General features: G+C 73.5%; 22 protein-coding genes. 16 read left to right on the top strand and 6 right to left on the bottom strand.

The window, feature by feature from the left end; all coding sequences use genetic code 11:
* Positions 1 to 139 precede the first annotated feature (139 nt).
* The 4 genes from mfd (at position 140) to D7223_RS20365 (ending at position 7,333) form a co-directional block, all read left to right on the top strand.
* A complete protein-coding gene (gene mfd / locus D7223_RS20380) occupies positions 140 to 3,775 on the top strand; it encodes a transcription-repair coupling factor (RefSeq protein ID WP_120730010.1) in 3,636 nt (1,211 codons plus the stop codon).
* A gap of 61 nt (positions 3,776 to 3,836) precedes the next feature.
* A complete protein-coding gene (locus D7223_RS20375; RefSeq protein ID WP_120730189.1) occupies positions 3,837 to 4,610 on the top strand; it encodes a hypothetical protein in 774 nt (257 codons plus the stop codon).
* 2 nt (positions 4,611 to 4,612) lie between these two features.
* On the top strand, positions 4,613 to 5,608 hold the full coding sequence (locus D7223_RS20370) for a nucleoside triphosphate pyrophosphohydrolase (protein WP_120730009.1): 996 nt from the start codon (positions 4,613 to 4,615) through the stop codon (positions 5,606 to 5,608).
* Between the two features lie 105 nt (positions 5,609 to 5,713).
* Positions 5,714 to 7,333 (top strand): DUF885 domain-containing protein, encoded by a 1,620-nt coding sequence (locus D7223_RS20365; RefSeq protein WP_120730008.1) that lies wholly within the window; start codon positions 5,714 to 5,716, stop codon positions 7,331 to 7,333.
* Between the two features lie 197 nt (positions 7,334 to 7,530).
* Here the strand turns inward: D7223_RS20365 and nudC are convergent, their stop codons facing one another.
* Both nudC and D7223_RS20355 read right to left on the bottom strand, forming a co-directional pair.
* Positions 7,531 to 8,367, bottom strand: a complete 837-nt coding sequence (gene nudC, locus D7223_RS20360; RefSeq protein ID WP_120730188.1) for an NAD(+) diphosphatase — start codon at positions 8,365 to 8,367, stop codon at positions 7,531 to 7,533.
* Between the two features lie 16 nt (positions 8,368 to 8,383).
* Entirely contained in the window at positions 8,384 to 9,076 is a 693-nt protein-coding gene (locus D7223_RS20355; protein ID WP_120730007.1) for a hypothetical protein, read from the bottom strand.
* Between the two features lie 277 nt (positions 9,077 to 9,353).
* Here D7223_RS20355 and eno point away from each other — a divergent pair, with 277 nt between their 5' ends.
* Genes eno through D7223_RS20335 form a run of 4 tightly spaced genes read left to right on the top strand, consistent with a single transcriptional unit; the run spans position 9,354 to position 12,415 of the window.
* Positions 9,354 to 10,637, top strand: coding sequence for a phosphopyruvate hydratase (eno, locus tag D7223_RS20350; protein WP_120730006.1), 1,284 nt, complete (start codon positions 9,354 to 9,356; stop codon positions 10,635 to 10,637).
* A gap of 31 nt (positions 10,638 to 10,668) precedes the next feature.
* Complete coding sequence (locus D7223_RS20345; protein WP_120730005.1) at positions 10,669 to 11,304, top strand: FtsB family cell division protein; 636 nt, start codon at positions 10,669 to 10,671, stop codon at positions 11,302 to 11,304.
* 38 nt (positions 11,305 to 11,342) lie between these two features.
* Entirely contained in the window at positions 11,343 to 11,900 is a 558-nt protein-coding gene (locus D7223_RS20340) for a DUF501 domain-containing protein (RefSeq protein ID WP_120730187.1), read from the top strand.
* A gap of 2 nt (positions 11,901 to 11,902) precedes the next feature.
* Positions 11,903 to 12,415 carry an amino-acid N-acetyltransferase gene (locus D7223_RS20335; protein WP_120730004.1) on the top strand — a complete coding sequence of 171 codons (513 nt, stop codon included), beginning with the start codon at positions 11,903 to 11,905 and terminating at the stop codon, positions 12,413 to 12,415.
* A 7-nt stretch (positions 12,416 to 12,422) separates the two neighbouring features.
* Here D7223_RS20335 and D7223_RS20330 read toward each other — a convergent pair whose 3' ends face one another.
* The gene (locus D7223_RS20330; RefSeq protein WP_238162131.1) at positions 12,423 to 13,322 is read right to left on the bottom strand and encodes a CE1 family esterase; all 900 of its coding nucleotides are present in this window, start codon (positions 13,320 to 13,322) and stop codon (positions 12,423 to 12,425) included.
* Positions 13,323 to 13,416: 94 nt separating this feature from the next.
* Between D7223_RS20330 and D7223_RS20325 the strand changes: the two genes are divergently transcribed.
* Positions 13,417 to 14,448 carry an ArsR/SmtB family transcription factor gene (locus tag D7223_RS20325; protein WP_158610918.1) on the top strand — a complete coding sequence of 344 codons (1,032 nt, stop codon included), beginning with the start codon at positions 13,417 to 13,419 and terminating at the stop codon, positions 14,446 to 14,448.
* Between the two features lie 9 nt (positions 14,449 to 14,457).
* Complete coding sequence (locus tag D7223_RS20320) at positions 14,458 to 15,399, top strand: Ppx/GppA phosphatase family protein (RefSeq protein ID WP_120730002.1); 942 nt, start codon at positions 14,458 to 14,460, stop codon at positions 15,397 to 15,399.
* A gap of 106 nt (positions 15,400 to 15,505) precedes the next feature.
* Here D7223_RS20320 and D7223_RS34000 read toward each other — a convergent pair whose 3' ends face one another.
* From D7223_RS34000 to D7223_RS20305, 3 genes are all read right to left on the bottom strand, one after another.
* On the bottom strand, positions 15,506 to 15,628 hold the full coding sequence (locus tag D7223_RS34000; RefSeq protein WP_272948741.1) for a hypothetical protein: 123 nt from the start codon (positions 15,626 to 15,628) through the stop codon (positions 15,506 to 15,508).
* A gap of 474 nt (positions 15,629 to 16,102) precedes the next feature.
* A complete protein-coding gene (locus D7223_RS33065; RefSeq protein WP_186832273.1) occupies positions 16,103 to 17,308 on the bottom strand; it encodes a hypothetical protein in 1,206 nt (401 codons plus the stop codon).
* Positions 17,305 to 18,393 (bottom strand): transporter substrate-binding domain-containing protein, encoded by a 1,089-nt coding sequence (locus tag D7223_RS20305; protein ID WP_120730001.1) that lies wholly within the window; start codon positions 18,391 to 18,393, stop codon positions 17,305 to 17,307. Before D7223_RS20305 ends, D7223_RS33065 begins: the two co-directional genes overlap by 4 nt.
* Before the next feature lie 151 nt (positions 18,394 to 18,544).
* Here D7223_RS20305 and D7223_RS20300 point away from each other — a divergent pair, with 151 nt between their 5' ends.
* The 6 genes from D7223_RS20300 (at position 18,545) to D7223_RS20275 (ending at position 22,972) form a co-directional block, all read left to right on the top strand.
* On the top strand, positions 18,545 to 18,877 hold the full coding sequence (locus D7223_RS20300) for a PadR family transcriptional regulator (RefSeq protein ID WP_120730000.1): 333 nt from the start codon (positions 18,545 to 18,547) through the stop codon (positions 18,875 to 18,877).
* Positions 18,874 to 19,893: an HAAS signaling domain-containing protein gene (locus D7223_RS20295; protein WP_120729999.1), complete on the top strand. Its 1,020-nt coding sequence runs from the start codon at positions 18,874 to 18,876 to the stop codon at positions 19,891 to 19,893. The genes D7223_RS20300 and D7223_RS20295 overlap by 4 nt, the downstream gene beginning before the upstream one ends.
* A gap of 163 nt (positions 19,894 to 20,056) precedes the next feature.
* Entirely contained in the window at positions 20,057 to 20,539 is a 483-nt protein-coding gene (locus tag D7223_RS20290) for an LppU/SCO3897 family protein (RefSeq protein ID WP_238162130.1), read from the top strand.
* A 197-nt stretch (positions 20,540 to 20,736) separates the two neighbouring features.
* The gene (locus D7223_RS20285) at positions 20,737 to 21,420 is read left to right on the top strand and encodes a dienelactone hydrolase family protein (RefSeq protein WP_120729998.1); all 684 of its coding nucleotides are present in this window, start codon (positions 20,737 to 20,739) and stop codon (positions 21,418 to 21,420) included.
* Positions 21,413 to 22,207 carry a uracil-DNA glycosylase gene (locus tag D7223_RS20280; RefSeq protein ID WP_120729997.1) on the top strand — a complete coding sequence of 265 codons (795 nt, stop codon included), beginning with the start codon at positions 21,413 to 21,415 and terminating at the stop codon, positions 22,205 to 22,207. The genes D7223_RS20285 and D7223_RS20280 overlap by 8 nt, the downstream gene beginning before the upstream one ends.
* A gap of 18 nt (positions 22,208 to 22,225) precedes the next feature.
* On the top strand, positions 22,226 to 22,972 hold the full coding sequence (locus D7223_RS20275; RefSeq protein WP_120730184.1) for a DUF4129 domain-containing protein: 747 nt from the start codon (positions 22,226 to 22,228) through the stop codon (positions 22,970 to 22,972).
* The last annotated feature ends 7 nt before the right edge of the window (positions 22,973 to 22,979 follow it).

Below are 22,979 nucleotides of genomic sequence, written 5' to 3'. Positions count from 1 at the left end.
GGTGCTCGCCGCGGCACGTGACCGGATCCACCCGGCACGGGCGTCGGTCGTCCCACCAGAGAGATAGTGTCGACCGGTGGACCCCCCGTCCAGCCCGGACGAGGGGTGATCGTCGTGCCACCGCACTGGAGCAGATCACATGCTGACCGGACTCTTCGCCGCCGCCCTCGCCGACCCGGCGCTGGCCCGGGCCCGCGACCTGGCGCGTTCCGGTGCGGCGCAGGTCGACGGCCTCGACCTGACCGCCCCGGCGGCACTGCGCCCGTTCGCGGTCGCGGCGGTCGCCGCCGACGAGTCCGACGGGGGCGCCGGACGGCCGGTGCTGGCGGTCACCGCGACCAGCCGGGAGGCCGACGACCTCGCCTCCGCGTTGGGCAGCCTGCTGCCCCCGGGGCAGGTGGCGGTCTTCCCGTCCTGGGAGACGCTGCCCCACGAGCGGCTCTCGCCCCGCTCCGACACCGTCGGCCGGCGGCTGGCCGTGCTGCGCCGCCTGGCCCACCCGGCCGCCGCCGACCCGCACGGCCGCACCGGGCCGCTGCGGGTCGTCGTGGCGCCCGTCCGGTCGCTGCTGCAACCGCAGCTCAAGGGGCTCGGCGACCTGGAGCCGGTGCAGCTCGCCGCCGGCGCGGAGGCGGACCTGGAGGGCGTGGCCCGCCGGCTCACCGACATGGCGTACGCGCGGGTCGACCTGGTCACCAAGCGCGGCGAGTTCGCGGTGCGCGGCGGCATCCTGGACGTCTTCCCGCCCACCGACGAGCACCCGTCCCGGGTCGAGTTCTGGGGTGACGAGGTGGAGGAGATCCGCACCTTCGCCGTCGCCGACCAGCGCACCATCGAGCAGGTGGCGCAGCTGTGGGCGCCGCCGTGCCGGGAGTTGCTGCTCACCCCGTCGGTGCGCAAGCGGGCCGCCGCGCTGGCCGAGGAGCACCCGGAGCTGACCGAGATCCTGGACAAGCTGGCCGAGGGCATCCCGGTGGAGGGGATGGAGTCGCTGGTGCCGGCGCTGCTCGGCGACGAGAGCCTGGAACTGCTGGTGGACACCATGCCGGCCGGCACCCACGTGCTGCTCTGCGACCCGGAGCGGATCCGCACCCGGGCGCACGACCTGGTGCGTACCTCCGAGGAGTTCCTCCAGGCCAGCTGGGCCGCGGCCGCCGTCGGTGGCCAGGCCCCGGTCGACCTCGGCGCCGCCGCTTTCAAGACCCTCGCCGACGTACGCTCCGCCGCCCGCGCCCTGCGGCAGCCGTGGTGGACGCTGTCGCCGTTCGGGCTGGCCGGTGCCGACGCGCCGGCCGAGCGGCAGCCCTGGGAGGACGCGCCGACCGAGGTCGACGTGACGCCGGACGACGCGATCGCGGTGACCCTGGCCGCCCAGCCGGCGCCGCTCTACCACGGCGAGACCGCCCGGGTGGTCGACGACATCCAGCGCTGGGCCGGCGCGGGCTGGTCGATCGCGCTGGTCTTCGAGGGGCACGGTCCCGCCCAGCGGGCGGTCGAGGTGCTGCGCGACGCCGGCCTGGGCGCCCGGATGACCGAGGAGGTGCCGACCGCGCCCGCACCCGGCGAGGTGGTCGTCTCCTGCGGCTGCCTGACCGCCGGCTTCGTCGACGAGGCGTCGAGGTTCGCGCTGCTCACCGGCAACGACGTCACCGGCGGGCGGGGCACGTCCACCCGGGACATGCGCAAGATGCCCAGCCGGCGGCGCAACACCATCGACCCGCTGGAGCTGCGGGCCGGCGACCACGTGGTGCACGAGCAGCACGGCATCGGCCGGTACGTCGAGCTGGTGCAGCGCACCGTCAACGGCGCCAGCCGGGAGTACCTGGTCATCGAGTACGCGGCGAGCAAGCGCGGCCAGCCCGGCGACCGGCTCTTCGTCCCCACCGACCAGCTCGACCAGCTCTCCCGCTACGTCGGCGGCGAGCAGCCCACCCTGCACAAGATGGGCGGCTCGGACTGGCAGAAGTCCAAGGCGCGGGCCCGCAAGGCGGTCCGGGAGATCGCCGCGCAGCTCATCCAGCTGTACGCGGCCCGCAAGGCGTCCAAGGGCCACTCCTTCGGCCCGGACACCCCGTGGCAGCGGGAGCTGGAGGACGCCTTCCCCTGGCAGGAGACGCCGGACCAGCTGGCCGCCATCGAGGAGGTCAAGCGGGACATGGAGCAGACCGTCCCGATGGACCGGCTGATCTGCGGCGACGTGGGCTACGGCAAGACCGAGATCGCGGTCCGGGCGGCGTTCAAGGCGGTGCAGGACGGCAAGCAGGTGGCGGTGCTGGTGCCCACCACCCTGCTGGTGCAGCAGCACTACAACACCTTCGCCGAGCGGATGAGCCAGTTCCCGGTCCAGATCCGGCAACTGTCCCGTTTCCAGACGCCGAAGGAGACCGAGCGGACCCTGGAGATGGTCGCCGACGGCACCGTCGACATCGTCATCGGCACCCACCGGCTGCTCCAGACCGCCACCCGGTTCAAACAGCTCGGGATGGTGGTCATCGACGAGGAGCAGCGCTTCGGCGTCGAGCACAAGGAGCACCTGAAGACGCTGCGTGCCTCCGTTGACGTGCTCAGCATGTCGGCCACCCCGATCCCGCGGACGTTGGAGATGGCGATCACCGGCATCCGGGAGATGTCCACCATCGCCACCCCGCCGGAGGAGCGGCACCCGGTGCTCACCTCCGTCGGGGCGTACGACGACCGGCAGGTGGCCGCCGCCATCCACCGTGAGCTGCTTCGCGACGGGCAGGTCTTCTACCTGCACAACCGGGTCGAGTCGATCGACCGGACCGCCCGGAAGCTGCGGGAGCTGGTGCCCGACGCGCGGGTCGCGGTGGCGCACGGCCAGATGGGTGAGGACGCGCTGGAGAAGGTGATGGTCGGCTTCTGGGAGAAGGAGTTCGACGTCCTGGTCTGCACCACGATCGTGGAGTCCGGCATCGACATCCCGAACGCCAACACCCTGATCGTGGAGCGGGCCGACCTGCTCGGCCTGGCCCAGCTGCACCAGATCCGGGGTCGGGTCGGCCGGGGCCGGGAGCGGGCGTACGCGTACTTCCTCTACCCGCCGGAGAAGCCGCTGACCGAGAACGCGCACGAGCGGCTGGCCACCATCGCGCAGCACACCGAGCTGGGCGCCGGCATGTACGTGGCGATGAAGGACCTGGAGATCCGGGGTGCCGGCAACCTGCTCGGCGGAGAGCAGTCCGGGCACATCGAGGGCGTGGGCTTCGACCTCTACGTGCGGATGGTCGGCGAGGCCGTCTCGGCGTTCAAGGGCGAGCGTCAGGAGGAGGAGACCGACGTCAAGATCGACCTGCCGGTCGACGCGCACCTGCCGCACGACTACGTGGCCGTGGAGCGGCTGCGCCTGGAGATGTACCGCAAGCTCGCCGAGGCCCGCGACGACGCGCGCCTGGACGAGGTGGTCGCCGAGATGACCGACCGGTACGGCGAGCCGCCGGCCCCGGTGCAGAACCTGGTCGCGGTGGCCCGCTTCCGCCTGCTGGCCCGGCGGTACGGGCTCACCGACGTGAGCATGCAGGGCAAGCACCTGCGGTTCGGCCCGCTGCCGTTGCCCGACTCCAAGCAGTTGCGGCTCAAGCGCTACCACCCGGACTCGGTCTACAAGCAGGCCCTGGACCAGGTCAGCGTGCCGCGGCCGAGCACCCGCCGGGTGGGTGGCGAGCCGCTGCGCGACCAGGCGCTGCTCCAGTGGTGCGCCCAGCTCCTGAGCGACGTCCTGGGCGAGCCCGCCGCGCTGGCCGGCGCGACACACTGACCACACGACGGGGGTGGGGGGCGTCACAGCGACGGCGGGACAGCGTGAGAGAGTGACCGTCATGCGTGCTCGCCGTCTTGTCGCCGTCGCCAGCGTGGCGGTCGGCCTCGTCGCCCTCGCCGGTTGTCGCACCGAGCCGGGTGTCGCCGCCTACGTCGGCGACGTCCGGATCACCGAAACCGCGGTCGACGCGATCGTCCAGGAGCTGGCCACCGCCTCGCCGGCCCCGCAGGCTCCCGGTGAGCCTCCGGCGGAGCGTCCGGAGTTCCGCCGGCCGCAGATCGTCAGCACGCTCGTGCTGCACGAGGTCTGCCAGCGGGTCTCCGCCGACAAGGGCTACCGGGCGCAGACGCCGCCGGAGCCGGAGCAGGTGCGCCAGGCGCTCGGTCTCGCGCCGGGCAGCGTGTTCGCGCAGCGGCAGGCCGAGCTGAACAGCTGCCTGTCCGGCCTGCCGGTCGGCTCGCCGGTGGCGCCGACGCAGGAGGAGATGACCGACCTGGTCGAGGCCGGCAAGACCGCCGGGGTGATCCCGGCCGAGGTGACCGTGGAGCAGGCCGCCGGCCAGCTCGACGGCGACCAGTTGCGCCGGGCGCTGGCCGCGAAGAAGTCCCTCGGTGACGCGGTCGGCGACTACGACGTGACGGTGAACCCGCGCTACCGGCCGCTGGAGTTCCCGGTGCTGTCGTTCAACAGCGACGCGCCGGCGGTGAGCGTCCTGCTGGGCGAGGAGGGCACCGGCGCGGTCACCGACGTCAGCACCCCGGACCCGCTGCCGTCGGTCGAGCCGACCGACGGTGAGCAGGTCGAGCCGCAGCCCGGGACGGTCGACGGCTGAGCATGACGTCCCGGATCGTCCTGCTGGTCACCTCGCCCCGGCTGCCGGCCGGGTTGCTGACGGCGGCGGCCTGGGACGTCGTACGCCAGGCTCCGGTGCTGGCCGCGGCGGAGAGTGAGCTGACCACGGCGCTGCGGGTGGCCGGCGTCGAGGTGACCGTGGTGGACGGCCCGGCGACGCAGGCGTTGCTGGACGCGGTGGCCGCGCACGGCACGGTGGTCTGGCTGGCCGGTCCGGCAGGCGACGAGTCGCTGGCCCGGCAGCTGGGGTTGCGGCTGGCCCGCGAGCCCGGACTGGCCGAGTTGGAGCTGATGTACGGCTCGTGGGACCCACCGGGTGCCCGTCTCCTCGACGCGGCGGCGGTGATCGACCGGTTGGCGTCGCCGGGTGGCGACCCGTGGAAGCGGGCACAGACCCACCGGAGTCTCGCCGGGTTCCTGCTGGAGGAGTGCTACGAGACGTACGACGCGATCAGCGCCGACGACACCGACGCGCTCCGCGAGGAGCTGGGCGACGTGCTGCTCCAGGTGCTGCTGCACGCCCGGCTCGCCGAGGAGCTGCCGGAGGAGCGGCGGTGGACCGTCGACGACGTGGCCGGTGGGCTGGTCGACAAGATGGTCCGGCGCAACCCGCACGTGTTCGCCGACGGTGCCACCGGCACGCTGGAGGAGATCGAGGCGAGCTGGGAGCGGATCAAGCGGGCCGAGAAGGCGCGTGACTCGGTGCTGGACGGCATCGCGTGGAGCCAACCCGCGCTCGCCCTGGCGGCGAAGATCCTGGACCGGGCCGCCCGGATCGGCCTGGCGGTCCCACCTCCGCTGGCCGCGTCCCAGGTCGACGAGGAGGCCAGGCTGGGAGCATCCCTCCTGACCACGGTCGCCGCCGCGAGGAAGGCCGGCCAGGACCCCGAGGCCGCCCTCCGCCGGGCCACCCTGGCCTATGCCGAAGCCGTCCGCGCCGCCGAGCGGCGGTCCACCCCTCCGCCCCACCCAGGTTGATCATCAAGTGGTTGTCACGACACGCCGATGTGGCGGGTGACAACTTCGTGATCGACGGGGTTCGTCGGGCGCGCGGTGGGGTGCGGGGTCGGTAGGGTTTGGCGGGTGGAGGACTTTGGGACGTTGGCCGAGCGGATTGTCGAGGCCGTCCTCGTCAGCCGACCCGGGCTGGCCACCTCGGTGGGTGACCACCGTTACGACGACCGGCTGCCGGACCGCTCCACCGACGCGGTGGCGGCCGACCGGGCGATGCTGCGCGAGGCCGGTGACGCCCTCGCCGAGATAGACCCGGACTCTCTCGACGTCGAGGAGTCCGTGGACCACGCCCTGCTGACCGCCCTGGTGGACCGGGAGCTGTTCGAGTCCGGGGAGATCCGCTCGCACGAGTGGAACCCGCTCGCGCACAATCCGGGCCCGCTGCTGCACGCGCTGGTCGCCCGCCCGTACGCGCCGGTCGAGGTGCGACTGGACAGCCTCGCCGGCCGGCTCGCCGCCGTACCCGACGCCCTCGCCACCGCCCGCGCGACGCTGCGGGACATGCCGCGGGTGCACGCCGAGACGGCGGTCGGCCAGTTCACCGGCACCGCCGCGCTGATCCGCGACGAGGTGCCGGCGCTGCTCGCCCAGGCACCGGCCGGACACGACCGGTTGGCGCCGGCGGCCACGGCGGCGATCGCGGCCTGCGAGGAGTTCGTCGCCTGGCTGCGCGCCGGCCTGGCCGCCGACCCGGGCCCCGGGCCGGATCCCCGGCTCGGCCGCCGCCGCTGGGAGGCGCGGCTCTGGCACACCCTGGACACCGAGCTGGGCGCCGCCGAGGTGCAGCGTCGCGCCTGGGCCAACCTGGACCGGGTGACCGAGGAGATCCGCGCGGCGGCCGTCGAGCTGGTCGGTGGGCCGGCCGACGACGAGACGGTGCGCCGGGCGTTGGACCTGCTCGGCGCCGAGCACCCGGACAACTCGACCATCGTGGAGCTCGCCTCGGTCACGCTGGACGAGGCGAGCGACTTCGTCCGCCTGCACGACCTGGTGACGCTCGTCGACGACCCGTGCGTCATCCAGGAGATGCCCGAGTTCGCCCGGGGCGTCGCGGTCGCCTACTGCGACTCGCCGGGGCTGCTCGAGACCGCGGACGTGCCCACCTTCTACTGCATCTCGCCGACCCCGGAGGACTGGCCGGCGCAGCGGGTCGAGTCGTTCTACCGCGAATACAACGACCACATGATCCGCAACCTGACCGTGCACGAGGCGATGCCCGGGCACTTCCTCCAACTCGCCCACGCCCGGCGCTGGGCCGGCCGCACCCGGGTGCGACCGCTGACCCAGTCCGGCGTGTTCATCGAGGGGTGGGCGGTGCACGCCGAGGAGGTGATGGCCGGGCTCGGCTTCGGCGGCCTGCCGGTGCGGATGCAGCAGCTGAAGATGCAGCTCCGGATGACCATCAACGCCCTGCTCGACCAGCTGGTGCACTGCGACGACCTGTCCGAGGCCGACGCGACGGCGCTGATGACCGGGCGCGGCTTCCAGGAGGAGGGCGAGGCGGCCGGCAAGTGGCGGCGGGCCCTGCTCACGTCGACGCAACTGTCCACGTACTTCGTCGGTTGGAGCGAGATGGCCGACATCGCCCGCGTCCGGCCGGACGGCGTGTCGGTGCGGGACTGGCACGACGCGATGCTCTCCCACGGCTGCCCCCCGCCCCGCCACCTGCGCACCCTCCTCGCCGCGTGAGGTGTAAGGAAGGGCCCCTTATTAACGCCTGCGGTATAGGAAGGGCCCCCTATTAACGCCGCGGCGGGCGGCGTCGCGGCGGGCGGCGTCGCGGCGGGCGGCGCCGCGGCGGGCGGCGCCGCGGCGGGCGGCGCCGCGGCGGGTGGCGTGGCGGCGGGCGGCGCGTCGGGTGGCGTCGCGGCGGGCGGTGTCGCGGCTCAGGTGGGTGCGGCGGTCACCGCCGCGTCGACCAGCCAGCGGGAGATGGAGTACGCGGGCGGCAGTTCCGCCGGCAGCGCGTCCAGCGGGAACCAGCGCGCCTCGGTCAGCTCGGTGGAGTCGACCACGGGTTCGGCGCGCGGGTCGGTGGCGCGGGCGGTGAAGCCGACCAGCAGGGTTCCCGGGCCGGACAGCGCCCACGGCTGGCTGCCGAAGTAGCGCAGCCCGTCGACGGTCAGGCCCACCTCCTCGCCGACCTCCCGTCGGACGGCCGATTCCAGCGACTCGCCGGCCTCCACGAAGCCGGCCACCAGGGCCCACAGGTGGGTCGGCCCGTACGCGTGCCGGACCAGGAGCAGCTCGTCGGGACGGCCGGGCGGTCCGGGCCGGGTGATCGCCGTCAGGACGGCGGCGGAGAGCCGCATCGGGACGTACAGGTCGCAGTCGGGGCAGCGGCGCGAGGTCTCGCCGGGCACGTCGGCCAGCGCGGCCCGGCAGGCCCCGCACCACCGGTGCGTACGCCGCCAGGTGACCACGGCGACCGCCCGTCCGGCGAGTGCGGCGAGCGGTTCGGGCAGTTCGGCGGCGATGCCCGTCCAGCCGCGCCAGCGGCCGGCGTGCTGGTCGGTCGACGGCACCTCGGTCGCCCACGCCGGTCGTCCGTCGAGGGTGCCGAGCGGCACCCAGGCGGTGCCGGCCGGCAGGTCCGCGACCCGGAGCAGGGTGCCGTCCTCCCGGGTCCCGATGCGGCGTCCGGCGACCGGGAGGGCCGGATCCGCTGGTGCCGGTGGGGTGGACGCGTCCGCGCCCGGCACGAACCCGCCGGCGCCGGGCATGGTCACGGGGCGGCGGTCAGGAGGTGGCGGTGCGGCGGTCCACCACGCCGGCGCCGGGCGGTAGCTCGAACGCGTCTCCGGCCACGGCCTCCTGGTATTCGGTCAGGGCCAGCTCCACCCGCGCGCCGTCGACCTGACCGGTGAAACTGCCGAGGGCCCCCTCGGTGGTCACGCAGGCGGTGAAGTCGTCGCCCGACTGCTGGACGTCGACGCAGGTGGCGTGCCGGCCGGCCAGGGTGGTGTCGCTCTGCTCGATCACCGCCTCGGGGTCCAGGGCGGCGGCGGTCAGCAGCTGCATGACCACCGGCGGGGTGACCAGCCCGCGCTTCTTGGCCTCGGTGAACAGGGTGACCGACGGCTTGGCGTTGGCGGCCGGCGGTGCCTCCAGCGTGCAGACCGTACGGCTGCCGCCGGTCTCGCAGCGGGCCGTGGCGTCCTGGGTGACGGTCAGCTTCCCGCCCGGCCAGGTGTACGCGGACCGGACCGGGTCCTGCGCCTGGGCGATGGTGGCGGTCTGCCCGGCGGGAAGCTGGTATTCGGCCGAGTAGGTCAGCGTCAGCGCCCGGTCGAGGCGGGCGGCGAGGTCGTTGACGAGGTCGGAGCGCCCGATGGCCCGCCCGGCGTCGTCCAGGGTCTGGCAACCGGTGACCGTGAGCGACGCGATGACCGACACGGCGAGAATGCGGAGGGTGGTCGAGGCGGCGGGCATGACGACCAGCCTTGCCGATCGGATCAACCGCGCGCAAACCGGTTGCCGGTTGACGTACGAGAATACGGGAATGTCCGTGTCGCCCGTCCTCCTGGGCAGGATTCGGGCCGGAAGTGGCGCGTGGCGCCGCTTCCGCGTGTCGGTGCGTCCCGGCGGTGGGGTCGGCCCCGAAGGGCGTGTGGGCGGTCGTCGCCCGATACGCTGCGTGGTAACACCTGCCTCAGCCGCACCGTCGCGGCCCATAACGGACCGGTACACACAAACGAGGAGCGACTCAGTGGCAACCATCGAGGGAATCGTCGCCCGGGAGATTCTCGACTCGCGGGGCAATCCCACGGTCGAGGTCGAGGTCGGCCTGGACGACGGCACGATCGCCCGCGCGGCGGTGCCGTCCGGCGCCTCCACCGGCGCCTTCGAGGCGATCGAGCTGCGCGACGGTGACTCCGACCGCTACCTGGGCAAGGGTGTCGAGAAGGCGGTCTCGAACATCGAGGACAAGATCGTCGACGAGCTGATCGGCTACGAGGCCAGCGAGCAGCGGCTGATCGACCAGAAGATGCTGGACATCGACGGCACCGACAACAAGGGCGAGCTGGGCGCGAACGCGATCCTGGGCGTGTCCCTGGCGGTGGCGAAGGCGGCGGCCGGCAGCGCCGAGCTGAGCCTGTTCCGCTACCTGGGCGGTCCGAACGCCCACCTGCTGCCGGTGCCGATGATGAACATCCTCAACGGCGGCGCGCACGCGGACTCGAACGTCGACATCCAGGAATTCATGATCGCGCCGATCGGCGCGCCGAGCTTCCGGGAGGCGGTGCGCTCCGGCGCGGAGGTCTACCACGCGCTGAAGTCGGTGCTGAAGAAGAAGGACCTCTCCACCGGCCTGGGCGACGAGGGCGGCTTCGCGCCGAACCTGCCGACCAACGCCGCCGCCCTGGACCTGATCGCGGAGGCGGTGGAGAAGGCCGGCTACCGGCTGGGCACCGACATCGTGTTCGCGCTGGACGTCGCGGCCACCGAGTTCTTCGACAACGGGACCTACACGTTCGAGGGCACCGCGAAGAGCGCCGAGGAGATGAGCGCCTACTACACCAAGCTCGCCGACGCGTACCCGATCGTGTCGATCGAGGACCCGCTGGCCGAGGACGACTGGTCCGGTTGGCAGACGCTGACCGCGTCGGTGGGGGAGCGGATCCAGATCGTCGGCGACGACCTGTTCGTCACCAACCCGCAGCGGATCGCCCGGGGCATCGCCGAGAAGGCGGCCAACGCGGTGCTGGTGAAGGTCAACCAGATCGGTTCGCTGACCGAGACGCTGGACGCGGTGGACCTGGCCCACCGGGCCGGCTTCAAGTGCATGATGAGCCACCGTTCCGGCGAGACCGAGGACACCACCATCGCCGACCTGGCGGTGGCCACCGGCTGCGGCCAGATCAAGACCGGCGCGCCGGCCCGCTCGGACCGGGTCGCGAAGTACAACCAGCTCCTGCGGATCGAGGAGGAGCTGGCCGACGCGGCGCGCTACGCCGGTGCGGGCGCGTTCCCGCGCTACCGTTCGGCCTGAGCACGCGAAGCCTCGGGGGAGGGGTGTGACGATGCAGCGCCGCACGCCGGGTGGCCAGCGTCCCGCCCGGCCGGGCCAGTCCGGCCGGCCGGGCGGGTCCCGTGCCGCCCGGACGCCGGCCCGGGAGGGCGGCGTCCGCGCCGAGCAGCGGGCGACCTCCGGTCGCGCTCCGGGCACCACCCGGGCGACCGAGGGCGTACGCGCGACGAACCGTCCCGCGGCGGCCCGGCGTACGGCGTCCGGCGGCACCGTCCGGCGGCTCTCCGCTCCCCACCCCCGGGGCTTCACCGGGCGTGCCACCGTGCTGTTCGCGGTGCTGATCGCGCTCGCCCTCGGCTACACCTACCCGGTGCGGGTCTACCTGGACCAGCAGGCCGACATCGAGCGGATGGAGGCGGCGCAGGCGGCCCAGCGCCGGGCGATCGACGAGTTGGCCGTCGAGGCCGCGAAGTGGCAGGACGAGAGATACATCGCGATCAAGGCGCGGGAACGGTTCCAGATGGGCCGTCCCGGGGAGACGCTGCTGGTGGTGCTCTCCGCCCCGGAGGACGCCGCCGGGGACGCCGGTCGACCGGCCGGTGCGGGCCAGCCGACCGCGCCCGCCGCCTGGTACGACACGCTGTGGTCGAGTGTGCAGGGCGCGAACGTCGCCCAGCCCGACCAGTGAGCAGTGGCACCGAAGCACCGACACGAGAGATGGGCACCGTGACTGTCGTACCACCGCAGGAGCCGGCGGCGGCCTCCGTACCCCTGCCGCAGCGGGAGCCGGCCACCGAGGCCGACCTGGCCGCGGTGGCCGCGCAGCTCGGACGCCCGCCCCGCGGCACCCGGGCGGTGGCCCACCGTTGCCCCTGCGGCCTGCCCGACGTGGTGGAGACGACCCCGCGCCTGGCCGACGGCACGCCCTTCCCGACGTTGTTCTACCTGACCTGCCCGCGGGCGACCGCGGCGTGCAGCCGGCTGGAGTCGGCCGGGCTGATGAAGGAGATGGCCGACCGGCTCGCCGAGGACCCGGAGCTGGCGGCCCACTACCGGGCGGCGCACGAGGACTACCTGGCCCGCCGCGAGGCGATCGGGCAGGTGCCGGAGATCGCCGGCGTCTCGGCCGGCGGCATGCCGGGCCGGGTGAAGTGCCTGCACGTGCACCTGGGGCACGCGCTGGGCGCCGGGCCGGGGGTGAACCCGTTCGGCGACGAGGTGCTGGACGTGGTGGAGCCGTGGTGGGCCGCCGGGCCGTGCGTGGACGTGCCGGCGGACGAGTGACCATGGTCGGGCCCGACGAGATCGCGGTGCGGCGGGCGCGGACCTCCGACGTACGGGGGATCCGGCGGCTGGTGGACACCTACACCGACGACCGGCGGTTGCTCAGCAAGGCGACGGTCACCCTCTACGAGGACGTGCAGGAGTTCCGGGTCGCGGTGACCGGCGACGGTGCCGTGGTGGGCTGCGGTGCGCTGCACGTGATGTGGGAGGACCTGGCCGAGATCCGTACGGTGGCGGTGGACCCGGTCTGCCGGGGCCGGAAGATCGGGCACCGGATCGTCGGCGAGCTGATCGACGTGGCCCGGGAGCTGGGTGTGGCGCGGATCTTCGTGCTCACCTTCGAGACCCGGTTCTTCGCGTCGTTCGGCTTCCGCGAGATCGACGCCGCGCCGGTGCCGCAGCCGGTGTACGAGCAGTTGCTGCGCTCGTACGACGAGGGTGTCGCCGAGTTCCTGGACCTGGAACGGGTCAAGCCGAACACCCTGGGCAACACCCGCATGCTGCTGCGCCTGTAGCGCGCCGTCACCGGGCCCGGCGTGGGTGGGCGGCGAAGAAGTCCCAGATCAGTTCGGTCGCGACGAGCCCCGCGTCGGCGTCGGCGAGCTGGCCGCTGCGCGCGCCGGGCCAGCGGTGCCCCATCTCCGGCAGGGTGTAGACGGTGACGTCGCTGCCGTCGGCGCACGTCGCGTCGGTCCGGCTGATCCGCTGCGGGCCCGGCACCCGGGGGGCGGCCTTCGGTCGGCAGCCGAGTCGGCGCTGCCAGGTCCGTACGCCCTCGGCGAACGCCCCGGCGTACTGGTCCTGACCGCCGATGAACGTGATGACCGACACCGGGCTGTCGGGTACGTAGTCCTCCGGTGCCGTCCGGGGACCGCTGTAGCCACCGCTGACCACGCCGACCGCCGCGAAGAGCCCGTCCGCCTCGACGGCGGCCCGGAAGCTCATGTCACCGCCGTTGGAGATACCGGTCAGGTAGACCCGGTCGGGGTCGGCCCGCCACGTCTTCACCAGGTGCTCGGTGAGAGCCCGGAGGAAACCGACGTCGTCCCCGGTGCCGCAACAGATCAACGCGTTGAACCCGCCGTTCTGCCCGTCCGGGTAGGCGACCAGGACGTTCTCCCGGTCGGCCACCGCGTCCAGGCCCACCATCTCGCGGATCCCGCTGCCGCTGCCGGGATAGAAGTGCAGGGCGATCACCAGCGCGGTGGGCCGGGCCGGGTCGTAGCCGGCCGGCGCGTACAGCTGGTAGGTGCGTTCCACCCCGCCGTGCGTGAGGCTCAGCTGGTGCTCGCCGGCGGCGGGACGTTCCACCGGAGCCGAGGGAGACGGCGTGGGCTCGGCCGGGGTACGCCCCCGTGCCCCGCACGCCCCGACCGCGATGGCCACCGACAACCCCGCCAGCACCACCGTCGTCCGCCGCACGCCCGCCCCCCTCGTGGACCCCGCTCCACTCTGGAACCCGGCCGGTGACCGATCAAGCCTTTCGGTTCAGGCCGAAGACCGGCAGTCTGTTGCCATGCTTCGCCTTGAGCTTGGGTCGGCGGACCTGTGCCAGGTGCGGTTCGCCGACCGGCTGCACCCGGTCGGCATGACGATGATGGCCAGCCAGGCGCTGCGCGACTCCACCGGATCCGTGTTGGTGCCGAGCCTGGCCGAGCGGGCGGCATCGGCCAGGGCGGGCGGCGAGGCACGGGCGGCGACCGCGACGCTGCGACACCTGCTGCCCGCCCGGGGGCGGCTGCCGGACTTCCTCACCCCGTTCGGCGGGTCGGAGTCGGTGACGGCCGGTCTGGAGGCGATCCGCGCCACCGCGTCGTGGCGGATCCGGGCCGAGGTCACCGCGGCGTACGCGGACGTCGCCGCGACGCCGCTGCGGCGTCGGTTCGCGGCGGCCGACCCGGAGGCGCTGGACCTGTTCGGGCAGGCCGTGGACACCTGGTTCGGGACCGTACTGAAGCCGCACTGGTCGGAGCTGACGTCGGCGCACCGGCAGCAGGTGACCGGTGCCGCCCAGCGGCTGGCCCTGGGCGGGCTGGCCGGCCTCTTCGCGGGGTTGCACCCGGCGATCCGCTGGCGGCCCCCGGTGCTGGAGGTGCGGACGTGGTGGAGCGGGGAGCTGACCGGCACCGGGCACGGCCTGCTCCTGCTGCCCACCCCGCTGGCCGGTCCGCTGCCCCGGGTGCTGGTCGAGCCGGGTCATCCGGTCCTGCTGGTCTATCCCGTGCCGATGCCGCACCACGGCGCGGCCCCGACCGCGGGTGCCCTCGGCCGGCTCCTCGGCGTCACCCGGGCCGGGGTGCTGCGCCGACTGGCGGAGTCCGGCGAGCTGAGCACCACCGCGCTGGCGGACGCCGCGGGGGTGAGTCTCTCCTCGGCGTCCGAGCACGCCACGGCGTTGCGGGCGGCCGGTCTGATCACCAGCGACCGGCGCGGTGGGGCGGTCGGGCACCGGCTGACGCCGCTCGGCGCGCACCTGCTCGGCCAGGTGCCCGCCACCGCCGTCGACGCGCCTTCACCGGCCGGTCCGCGCCCGGCCCACCTGCCGTAGGGTTGCCGCGTGACGACGCGCGTCGCCGCCATCGACTGCGGCACCAACTCCATCCGCCTGCTGGTGGCCGACCTGCCCGACGCCGACGCCGGCCCGCGGGCCCCACTGGCCGACGTGAGCCGCCGGATGGAGATCGTCCGGCTCGGTCAGGGCGTGGACCGGACCGGTCGGCTGTCCGACGAGGCCATCGAGCGGACCCGGGTGGCGCTCGCCTCCTACGCGGAGGAGATCGGCAAGCTCGGCGTCGAACGGGTCCGGATGTGCGCCACGTCGGCCTCCCGGGACGCTTCCAACGCCGCCGACTTCCGGGGCATGGTGCAGCAGACCCTGGGGGTGGCCCCGGAGGTGGTGACCGGCGACGAGGAGGCGCGGCTCTCCTTCACCGGCGCGGTGCGCGGGCTGCCGGCCGACGCCCGCGAGCCGTACCTGGTCGTCGACATCGGCGGCGGCTCGACCGAGTTCGTGGTGGGCACCCGCTCCGGCGGTGTCCAGGCGGCGATCTCGATGGACATCGGCTGCGTCCGGATGACCGAGCGGCACCTGCACGGCGACCCGCCGAGCCAGGCCGAGATCACCGCCGCGCAGGCCGACATCGCCGATGCGGTGGACCGCGCGCTGGCGGCCGTCCCCGGCCGCGAGGCCGCCACGCTGGTCGGCCTGGCCGGGTCGGTCACCACCGTCGTCGCGATCGCCCAGGACCTTCAGGAGTACGACCCGGAGCGCATCCACCACGCCCGCGTCCCGTACGACCAGGTGGCCGACGTGACGGCCGACCTGCTGGCGAAGACCCGTGAGCAGCGGCTGGCGATCCCGGTGATGCACCCCGGCCGGGCGGACGTGATCGGGGCGGGCGCGCTGGTGCTCCGAGTGATCATGGAGCGGGCCGGGATGGACGCGGTGGTCGCCTCCGAGCACGACATCCTCGACGGCATCGCCTGGAGCCTGCTCTAGACCTGTTCCGCCGCATGATCGACTCGACGTCATTGATGTCGGGGTATCCGGGACAGGTTTCCGCCCGACTTCACGGACATCGAGGGGACCTGTGCCGGGGCGGGCTTCAGTCGGTCGCCAACTCGGGGCGGTGCTCCCGGATCCACGCCTCCACGTCCGACTTCCGCCAGACCTTGCCCATCGCCAACACGGCGATCGGCTCCGGGAAGTTCCGCTGATTGGCGATCACGGACGCACGCTGGCGCGAGACGTTTCCGAGCATCGCCCGAATCTCCGACACGCCGACAAGCTCCACGGGTTGACGATCGCAGTGCACGCGTCGCTAGGCGGCGACAACTACGCAGTCTGTTGACACTGACAACAGCGCCGGACATTATGGGGGGATGGCAGCCTCGAACGTTTCGCCCGTACACGATCGTCAGCGGCGGGTCATTCGGCCGCACCTGGCGATGCGGCCGCTCTGGCGTTGCCGGGTGTGCGCGGGGCCGTGGCCGTGCCAGCCGGCCCGGTTGTTGCTGTTGATGGAGTACCGGCGGGACCGCGTCGGACTGTCGATCTACATGGCGACCTGCCTGTTCGACGCGACCGCCGACCTGATGGCCCTCAACCCCGATCCGGGACCGTCTCCGGCGGAGTTGTTCGAGCGGTTCGTCGGCTGGACGGCCCGACGGGCCGACCACGATCAGGACGCGGTGGACGCCGGTCAGTCCGTCGACGCGGACGACGTGGGTTCGGTGAACGGCACGCCCATCGGTCGTTCCGGCACGGTCGGGCGGCAGCGCGGGTCCAGCACCGGCGACGGCCGGCGCAACCGTCCCGCCCCGGAGAGCACCGAGTCCTCGATGTGCAGGCCGAACACGAACAGCCGGTAGCGGGCGGCCCGTCCCTCGTCCGGGCAGAGGACCCGGTCGCCGACCCGCCGGTTGGGGATGAACTCGACGCCGCCGCTGCTGCGCAGTACGGCGGTGGTGGTGTCGTTGACCTCGACCACGTGACCCCGGACGGGCTGCGGCGGTTCGTCGCCCTCGCCGGTCACGGTGACCACGCCGCGGGGCAGCACCGGCGCGGTGAAGACCGGTGCCGCCGCCAGCACCACCAGGGCCAGGGCGGTGACCTGCGCCACCGAGGAGAACGGCCGGGCCAGGCCGGCCGGGATCGGGCGGGTGGCACCGAGCGCGACCAGCACCGGCGGGGCCAGCACGAGCAGCGCCGGCACCGCGTACCCCTGGATCGTCGCCGAGACCGCGACCGGCCCGAAGACCGCCAGGTAGGCGGCGGCGGCGAGGAGCCAGCCGGTGCGACGCGGACGGGTCGGGTGCAGGCCGAACGCGGCGCAGGCCGCGAGCAGCAGCAGCGGCAGGTAGAGCAGTTGCCAGGTGAGCGCGGCCAGCGCGAACGCCATGATCCGCAGCCAGCGGGGCGCGGCCCAGGAGAGCTGGGCGAACAGCGATCCCCAGGTCAACGTGGCGGTGCCGGTGCGCCGCCCGCGACGGGTGACCGCGCCGACGGTGAAGACCGCGACCAGCGCCGCCGAGACCAGCCAGGTGGCGGTGACCACCAGGCTGGCGAGTAGGTTCACCGGTCCGACGTTGGCCACCAGCAGCAGGGTGGTCTCCAGGTCGCCCGCCTCGGCCCACAGCCGCAGCACCGAGACCAGGGCGGGCAGGCCGACCGCGACCGTCCAGAACGCCTCCCGGTCGAACGGCCGCGCGGAGATCGGTGGCAGAGCCGCGTCCCCGGCCGGCGGCGGAACCGCCCGGTCGGGGGCCGCTCGGTCGAGGGCTGGCCGGTCCGGTGCCGGCCGGTCGGGAGCTGGCCGGTCGGGAGCTGGCCGGTCGGGGGCTGGCCGGTCGGGAGCTGGCTGGTCGGGGGCTGGCCGGTCCGGTGCCGGCCGGTCCGGGGCGCTCACCGGCGGGTGCGGCGACGCGGACGGGTGGCCACGGTGGCCGCGCCCCGGCCCGGTGGCAGGACCGGCTGGTCCGGTGCGGACGCGGTGCCCGGCTGGCCGGCCCGGCCGATGACGCCGGCCGCCCGGTAGCGGTCCCGGTAGTCGCGCAGCCGCTCGTACTCCCGGGGTTGTGGTTGTCGCCGGTCGCCGAGCACCTTGGCCAGCGTCCTGTTCCACGCCTTCTGCCATGCGCCGCTCTCGCCGCGCTCGTAGCTGTCCAGCAGGAAGTTGCCGATCACCACGCGCAGCCGCTCGTCGTCGTTGGCGACCGCGATGCCGTACTCCTCGGTCTGGTCGAGGACCAGCTCGACCAGGTCGAGCTTGGCGCCGTGCCGCTCCTTGTAACCGGCGAGCACCGCCTCGTCGAGCATGAAGGCGTCGTACCGTCCGGCCAGTACGCCGTCCACGCAGTCCTCGCTGGTCGCCGCGCCCTCGAAGCGGTTGAAGCCCCGGCCCCGGAGGGCGTCCTCCGAGGTGGAGCTGCCCACCGTGCAGAGCTTCGCGCCGAGGTCGCCGATCCGGCGCATGCTGACCGAGTCGTCGGCGTCGAAGAGTCCCGGCCTGGTGAGCAGCTCCGGCTGGCTGAGCAGGTACGGCGTGGCGAAGTTGACCACCTCCTCCCGCTGCGGGGTCACCGAGTAGGTGGCCACGACCACGTCGACCGTGTCGTTGTTGAGGTCCACGCTGCGGTTCTGCACCTGCGTCTCGATCAGGTGCACCTGGTCGTCGGTGAAGCCGAGGTAGTGCGCGAGTTCCCGGATCAGCTCGATCTGGAACCCGACGTGGTCCTTGATGGACGTCGAGGCGCGCTTGTCCGGGGCGGCCCAACTGAGCAGCGGTTCGTCCTTGAAGACGCCGACCCGCAGGACGACCCGGTTCTCGCCGAGGCCGGACCGGTCGAGGTACGCGTCGACGGTGTCGTCGTCGGAGGCGACCAGGGCCCAGGAGGTCGTACCGATCGCCAGCAGCAGGGCGGTGGCGGAGGCCAGGACGGCTGTCTTGCCGTTGCGGGAGAGTTCCGAGAACTGTCGGCGGATGTCGGTCACGGTGGCCCTTCCTGATCGACCGGAGGTGCAGCGACGGGAGGTGCAGCGACAGCGTCGGCGCCGGAGGGCCTTTTCATTGAAGCCCACCGCCGCCACGTCCGGTTCGGTGAAACGCTGGCGCTACTTCGCATTGCGCACTACTGTGCATCGCGTGGACACCACACAGTTGCTGAAGGGCGTACTGGATCTCGCGGTCCTCGCCGTGCTCCGCGACGCCGACGGCTACGGCTACGACATCCTGCGCCGGCTGCGCGAGGCCGGGCTGGAGGAGGTCGGCGACGCCTCGGTCTACGGCACCCTGCGCCGCCTCTTCGCCGCCGGCCTGCTCACCACCTACGTCGTGCCCAGCGAGTCCGGGCCGCACCGCAAGTACTACTCACTCAACGCCGCCGGCCGCGACCAGCTCACCCGGTCCGGCAAGCTCTGGCGCTCGTTCGCCACCACCATGGACACGCTGCTCGACGATCGGGGGATGGCGGCATGACCGTCACGGAGCAGGAGATCACGGAATACGTCGACCGGGTTCGCGCCGCTCTGGCCGACCTGCCGCCGGAGGTCCGCGACGAGTTGACCGAGGACCTGCCGGAACACCTCCGGGAGGTCGCCGCCGAGACCGACGGGTCGCTCACCGACCGGCTCGGCGCGCCCGAGGCGTACGCCCTCGAACTGCGCACCGCCGCCGGCGTCGGCACCATCCGGAGGGGGCGCCTGCACCGCCTGACCGGGACGGCGCGCCGAGCCCGCGACCAGATCAGCGCCCTGGACCGTCAACTCGGCCCACCTCTCGGGTATCCCACGGTGAGCGAGTTCCTCCGCCTGCTGCGCCCGGGTTGGTGGGTCCTGCGCGCCTACCTGGCGGCGATGGTCGTCACCACCGTGAGCACGGGCGGCTCGTTCGGTCTGCTTCCCCGCTTCGGTGGCGACCTCCTCACCGGCCTGCTCATGCTGGTCGGCCTCGTGTTGGCCTCGGTCTGGTGGGGGCGTCGCAGTGACGGGTTGCGCGGCTGGCCACGGCAGGCACTCCAGATCGGGAACGTGGCCCTGGTCGTGTTCGCGCTGATCGGGCTGGCGGACATGGAGGATCGAGCCGGCTACGACTTCGACTACGAGTCGATCGCGGTCGACGGCCGTTACGACCACGTCCGCGACGTCTTCGTGTACGACAGCGAGGGCCGGCTGGTACGCGACGCGCGGCTCTTCGACCAGAACGGCGACCCGATCCGGCTCGGCCACCCGGAGTGCCGCGATCCCCGGGACCTCACCGTCCCGGGCAACCCGCGGCTGCGGCCGTATCCGTACTGCCCGGACTCGGCGCCCTTCGCGCCCGGCCCACCGGCGTCCGTCCCGCCGGCGGCGCCCGCGCTGCCGCCGCTGTCCATCCCGCCCGCCACCCCGTCGCCCACCGCCACCCAGTCGCCCACCGCCACCCCGTCGCCCACCGCGACCCCGTCGCCGACGGCCACGCCGTCGCCCACGACGCCCGCGCCCCGTGTGTCCTGAGTGTTAGGAAGGGCCCCTTCCTCTACACCAGGCGTTAACAGGGGGCCCTTCCTTACATCTCGTTCCTGGGAAATGGCTGAACGGATGAGGTTGACGGGGCGGTGTCAGCCGCAGTTGATCGTTACGGTGTCGTCTGCTCACCAACCCCTCGGAAGGAAAACCCGTGTCAGAGCAGGTCGCACCGCCCCCCGCGCCGAACGCCGCGCCGCCCGAGCCCGGCGTCCAGCCGCCGCCACCGGCCGAGCCGCCGGCGAAGAAGACCGGCGGTCGCAAGGCGCTGGGCATCATCGGCGCGATCGTCGCGTTCCTCGTCATCGCCGGCCTGAAGTTCGGTGTCGGCTCGGCGATCGGCAACTTCCTGAACAAGGACGAGACCGCCGAGGCCAAGTCCGGCGACTGCATCGCCGAGCTGCCCGAGGTGACCGGCGCACAGGAGGAGAAGGTCGACGGCGCCAAGGTCGTCGAGTGCACCTCCACCGAGGCGGCGTTCACGGTGGTCGGCCGCGCCGACGGGCAGACCGCCGCCCAGGCTCGTGCCGGCGACGCGTGCGAGCAGTTCTTCAAGGAGGGCGAGGAGGGTTACGTCTTCTCCAGCATCGAGCCGGGCAAGACCGGCTACGTGCTCTGCCTGACCAAGAAGGCCTGATCCGCTCGGCCGTCGATTGTTAAGAAGGGGCCCTTCCTCTACGCCAGGCGTTAAGGAGGGGCCCTTCCTTACGCGAACAGGAGGTGAATGCCACTACTTGCGTGTCTTCCCGGCGCGGGTGCGGCGTGGCAGGCTACCGGCACGTAGGACCACTGGGCGACCAGCCAACGTTGACTGACCGCTAGGAGGACGGGCCGATGGGCGAGATGGTGAGGTACCCCGGTACCGGAGGTACGGGCGAGGGGTATCTCGCGATACCCTCCGGCGGTGCGGCCAGCCCGGCGGTCATCGTCATCCAGGACTGGTGGGGCCTGGTGCCGCACGTCCGGTCGGTCGTGGACCGGTTCGCCGACGCCGGTTTCGTCGCACTCGCCCCGGACTTCCGGCGCGGCCCGGCGGTCAAGCCCGACGAGCCCCGGCAGATGCTGAACGCCGCGCAGATGGACGAGGCCGCGGCGGACATCGCCGCCGCCGCCGACTACCTCGCCGGGCGTACCGAGGTCACCGGCAAGGTCGGCGCGGCCGGCTTCTGCGCGGGCGCCAGCCTGGCCCTCTGGGCGGCCACCCGCTCGGAGCGGATCGTGGCCACCGCCGCGTTCTACCCGAGGCTGCCGTGGGACGGCATGCGCGCGGAGTGGGACGACTACGCGGGCAAGGCCGCGGTCATCCACTGCTCGGAGGCCGACGGCCTCTCCGCCGACGACGGCGTGCAGGGCGCCCGCCGGGCCATCGAGGCCGCCGGTGGCACCTGCCAGACCTACGACTACCCGGGCACCGCGCACGCGTTCTTCAACGAGGACCGGCCGGAGAACTACGACCAGCGGGCCGCCGCGACCGCCTGGGCGCGCACCCTCGAACTCTTCCGGGCCAAGCTTGGCTGAGCCGCGTACCCCCGGCGAGGTCGTCGCCCGCGCCGCGCGGGCGACCGACCTGGCCGACCTCGACGCCGGGGTCGCGGAGTGCTTCGCCTGCCCCCGGCTGGTCTCCTGGCGGGAGGAGGTCGCGCGGACCCGGCGGGCCGCCTTCCGGGACCAGGAGTACTGGGGGCGACCGGTGCCCGGCTTCGGCGCACCGGACAACCGCACCGGCCGGGGCGGGTCCGGCCCGCCGGCCGCGGTGCCGGCGACGGAGGCCCGGATCGCCGTCCTGGGGCTGGCGCCGGCCGCGCACGGCGGTAACCGCACCGGCCGGGTCTTCACCGGTGACCGCTCCGGCGACGTCCTGTTCGCCGCGCTGCACCGTGCCGGCCTGGCCAACCAGCCCACCAGCGTGGCCGCCGACGACGGACTGGCTTTGCGGCACACCCGCATCTTCGCCGCGGTGCGCTGTGCGCCGCCGGACAACAAGCCCACCCCGACCGAGCGCGACACCTGCGCACCGTGGGTGCACCGCGAGGTCGCGCTGATCCGGCCCACCCTGCGCGTCGTGGTCGCGCTGGGTGCCTTCGCCTGGGCCGCCTGGTGGCCGGTGCTCCGCGACGTGTACGGCGTGCGTCCGCCCAGCCCGCGACCCGCGTTCGGTCATGGGGCACACTGGTCCGGAACGGCCGCACCGGAACTCCTCGGCTGCTACCACGTGAGCCAGCAGAACACCTTCACCGGGCGGCTCACACCAGGGATGCTGGACGATGTGTTCGCCCGGGCGAAGCGGTTGGCCGGGGTGGACTGAGGCTGCGGGGCGGTGGCGATGACGGACCTCAACGCGCTGCGCAGGTGGTGGCCGGTGGCGGCGGTGGCGCTCCTGCTGGCCGGCCTCACCGTGGCCGCCGCCCACTCCTCGATCGGGGCCAGCCGGATCCCGCCGGCGGCGGAGAACGTGCCGTTCGTTCCGGAGTACCCGACCGCCGAACCGGTCCCGTCGATCCCGGTGGAACCGCGCGACACGACGGCGTCGACCGGGGCCTCCGTTCCGAGGTGGATCGTCGTGGTCGCGCTCGGGCTGCTCGGCCTGGCCGTGCTGGGCGTGTTCGGCTGGCTGCTCTGGACGCTGGTCCGCGGCGCGGTCCGCCGCACCACCCGCAAGCTGCCGGCCGGCCGGCCCCGCCGCGACGCCGAGGGCACCGCCCGCGAGGTGGTCGCCGCCCTCGACGCCGGCCTGGTCGACCTGGACGACGCCGACACCGACCCGCGCACCGCGGTGATCGCCTGCTGGGTACGGCTGGAGGAGGCCGCCGCCGGCGCGGGCCTGTCCCGGCTGCCCGGTGACACGCCGACCGACCTGGTCACCCGCCTGCTGCGCGGCGACCCGGCCACCGGCGTCCCGGCAATCGCGAGCGCCGACGTGCTCGGCGAGTTCGCCCACGTCTACCGGGAGGCCCGGTACGCCACCCGGCCGGTCGACGAACGCACCCGCGACCAGGCCCGCGCCGCCCTGCGCCGGTTACGCGGTGAACTGGCCGCCGTGGTGGCCGGAGCCGGCGAGGTGGTGCCGTGAGTGAGGT

It is taken from the genome of Micromonospora endolithica, from assembly GCF_003626595.1.
Taxonomy (GTDB): Bacteria; Actinomycetota; Actinomycetes; order Mycobacteriales; family Micromonosporaceae; genus Micromonospora; species Micromonospora endolithica.
This window is presented reverse-complemented; position numbering and strand designations above follow the sequence as displayed.

Bases quoted from the DNA above. Each gene is read 5' to 3' on its own strand.
- mfd (WP_120730010.1), top strand. From the start codon at position 140: ATGCTGACCGGACTCTTCGCCGCCGCCCTCGCCGACCCGGCGCTGGCC.
- D7223_RS20375 (WP_120730189.1), top strand. From the start codon at position 3,837: ATGCGTGCTCGCCGTCTTGTCGCCGTCGCCAGCGTGGCGGTCGGCCTC.
- D7223_RS20370 (WP_120730009.1), top strand. From the start codon at position 4,613: ATGACGTCCCGGATCGTCCTGCTGGTCACCTCGCCCCGGCTGCCGGCC.
- nudC (WP_120730188.1), bottom strand. From the start codon at position 8,367: ATGCCCGGCGCCGGCGGGTTCGTGCCGGGCGCGGACGCGTCCACCCCA.
- D7223_RS20355 (WP_120730007.1), bottom strand. From the start codon at position 9,076: ATGCCCGCCGCCTCGACCACCCTCCGCATTCTCGCCGTGTCGGTCATC.
- D7223_RS20345 (WP_120730005.1), top strand. From the start codon at position 10,669: ATGCAGCGCCGCACGCCGGGTGGCCAGCGTCCCGCCCGGCCGGGCCAG.
- D7223_RS20335 (WP_120730004.1), top strand. From the start codon at position 11,903: ATGGTCGGGCCCGACGAGATCGCGGTGCGGCGGGCGCGGACCTCCGAC.
- D7223_RS20325 (WP_158610918.1), top strand. From the start codon at position 13,417: ATGCTTCGCCTTGAGCTTGGGTCGGCGGACCTGTGCCAGGTGCGGTTC.
- D7223_RS20295 (WP_120729999.1), top strand. From the start codon at position 18,874: ATGACCGTCACGGAGCAGGAGATCACGGAATACGTCGACCGGGTTCGC.
- D7223_RS20285 (WP_120729998.1), top strand. From the start codon at position 20,737: ATGGGCGAGATGGTGAGGTACCCCGGTACCGGAGGTACGGGCGAGGGG.
- D7223_RS20275 (WP_120730184.1), top strand. From the start codon at position 22,226: ATGACGGACCTCAACGCGCTGCGCAGGTGGTGGCCGGTGGCGGCGGTG.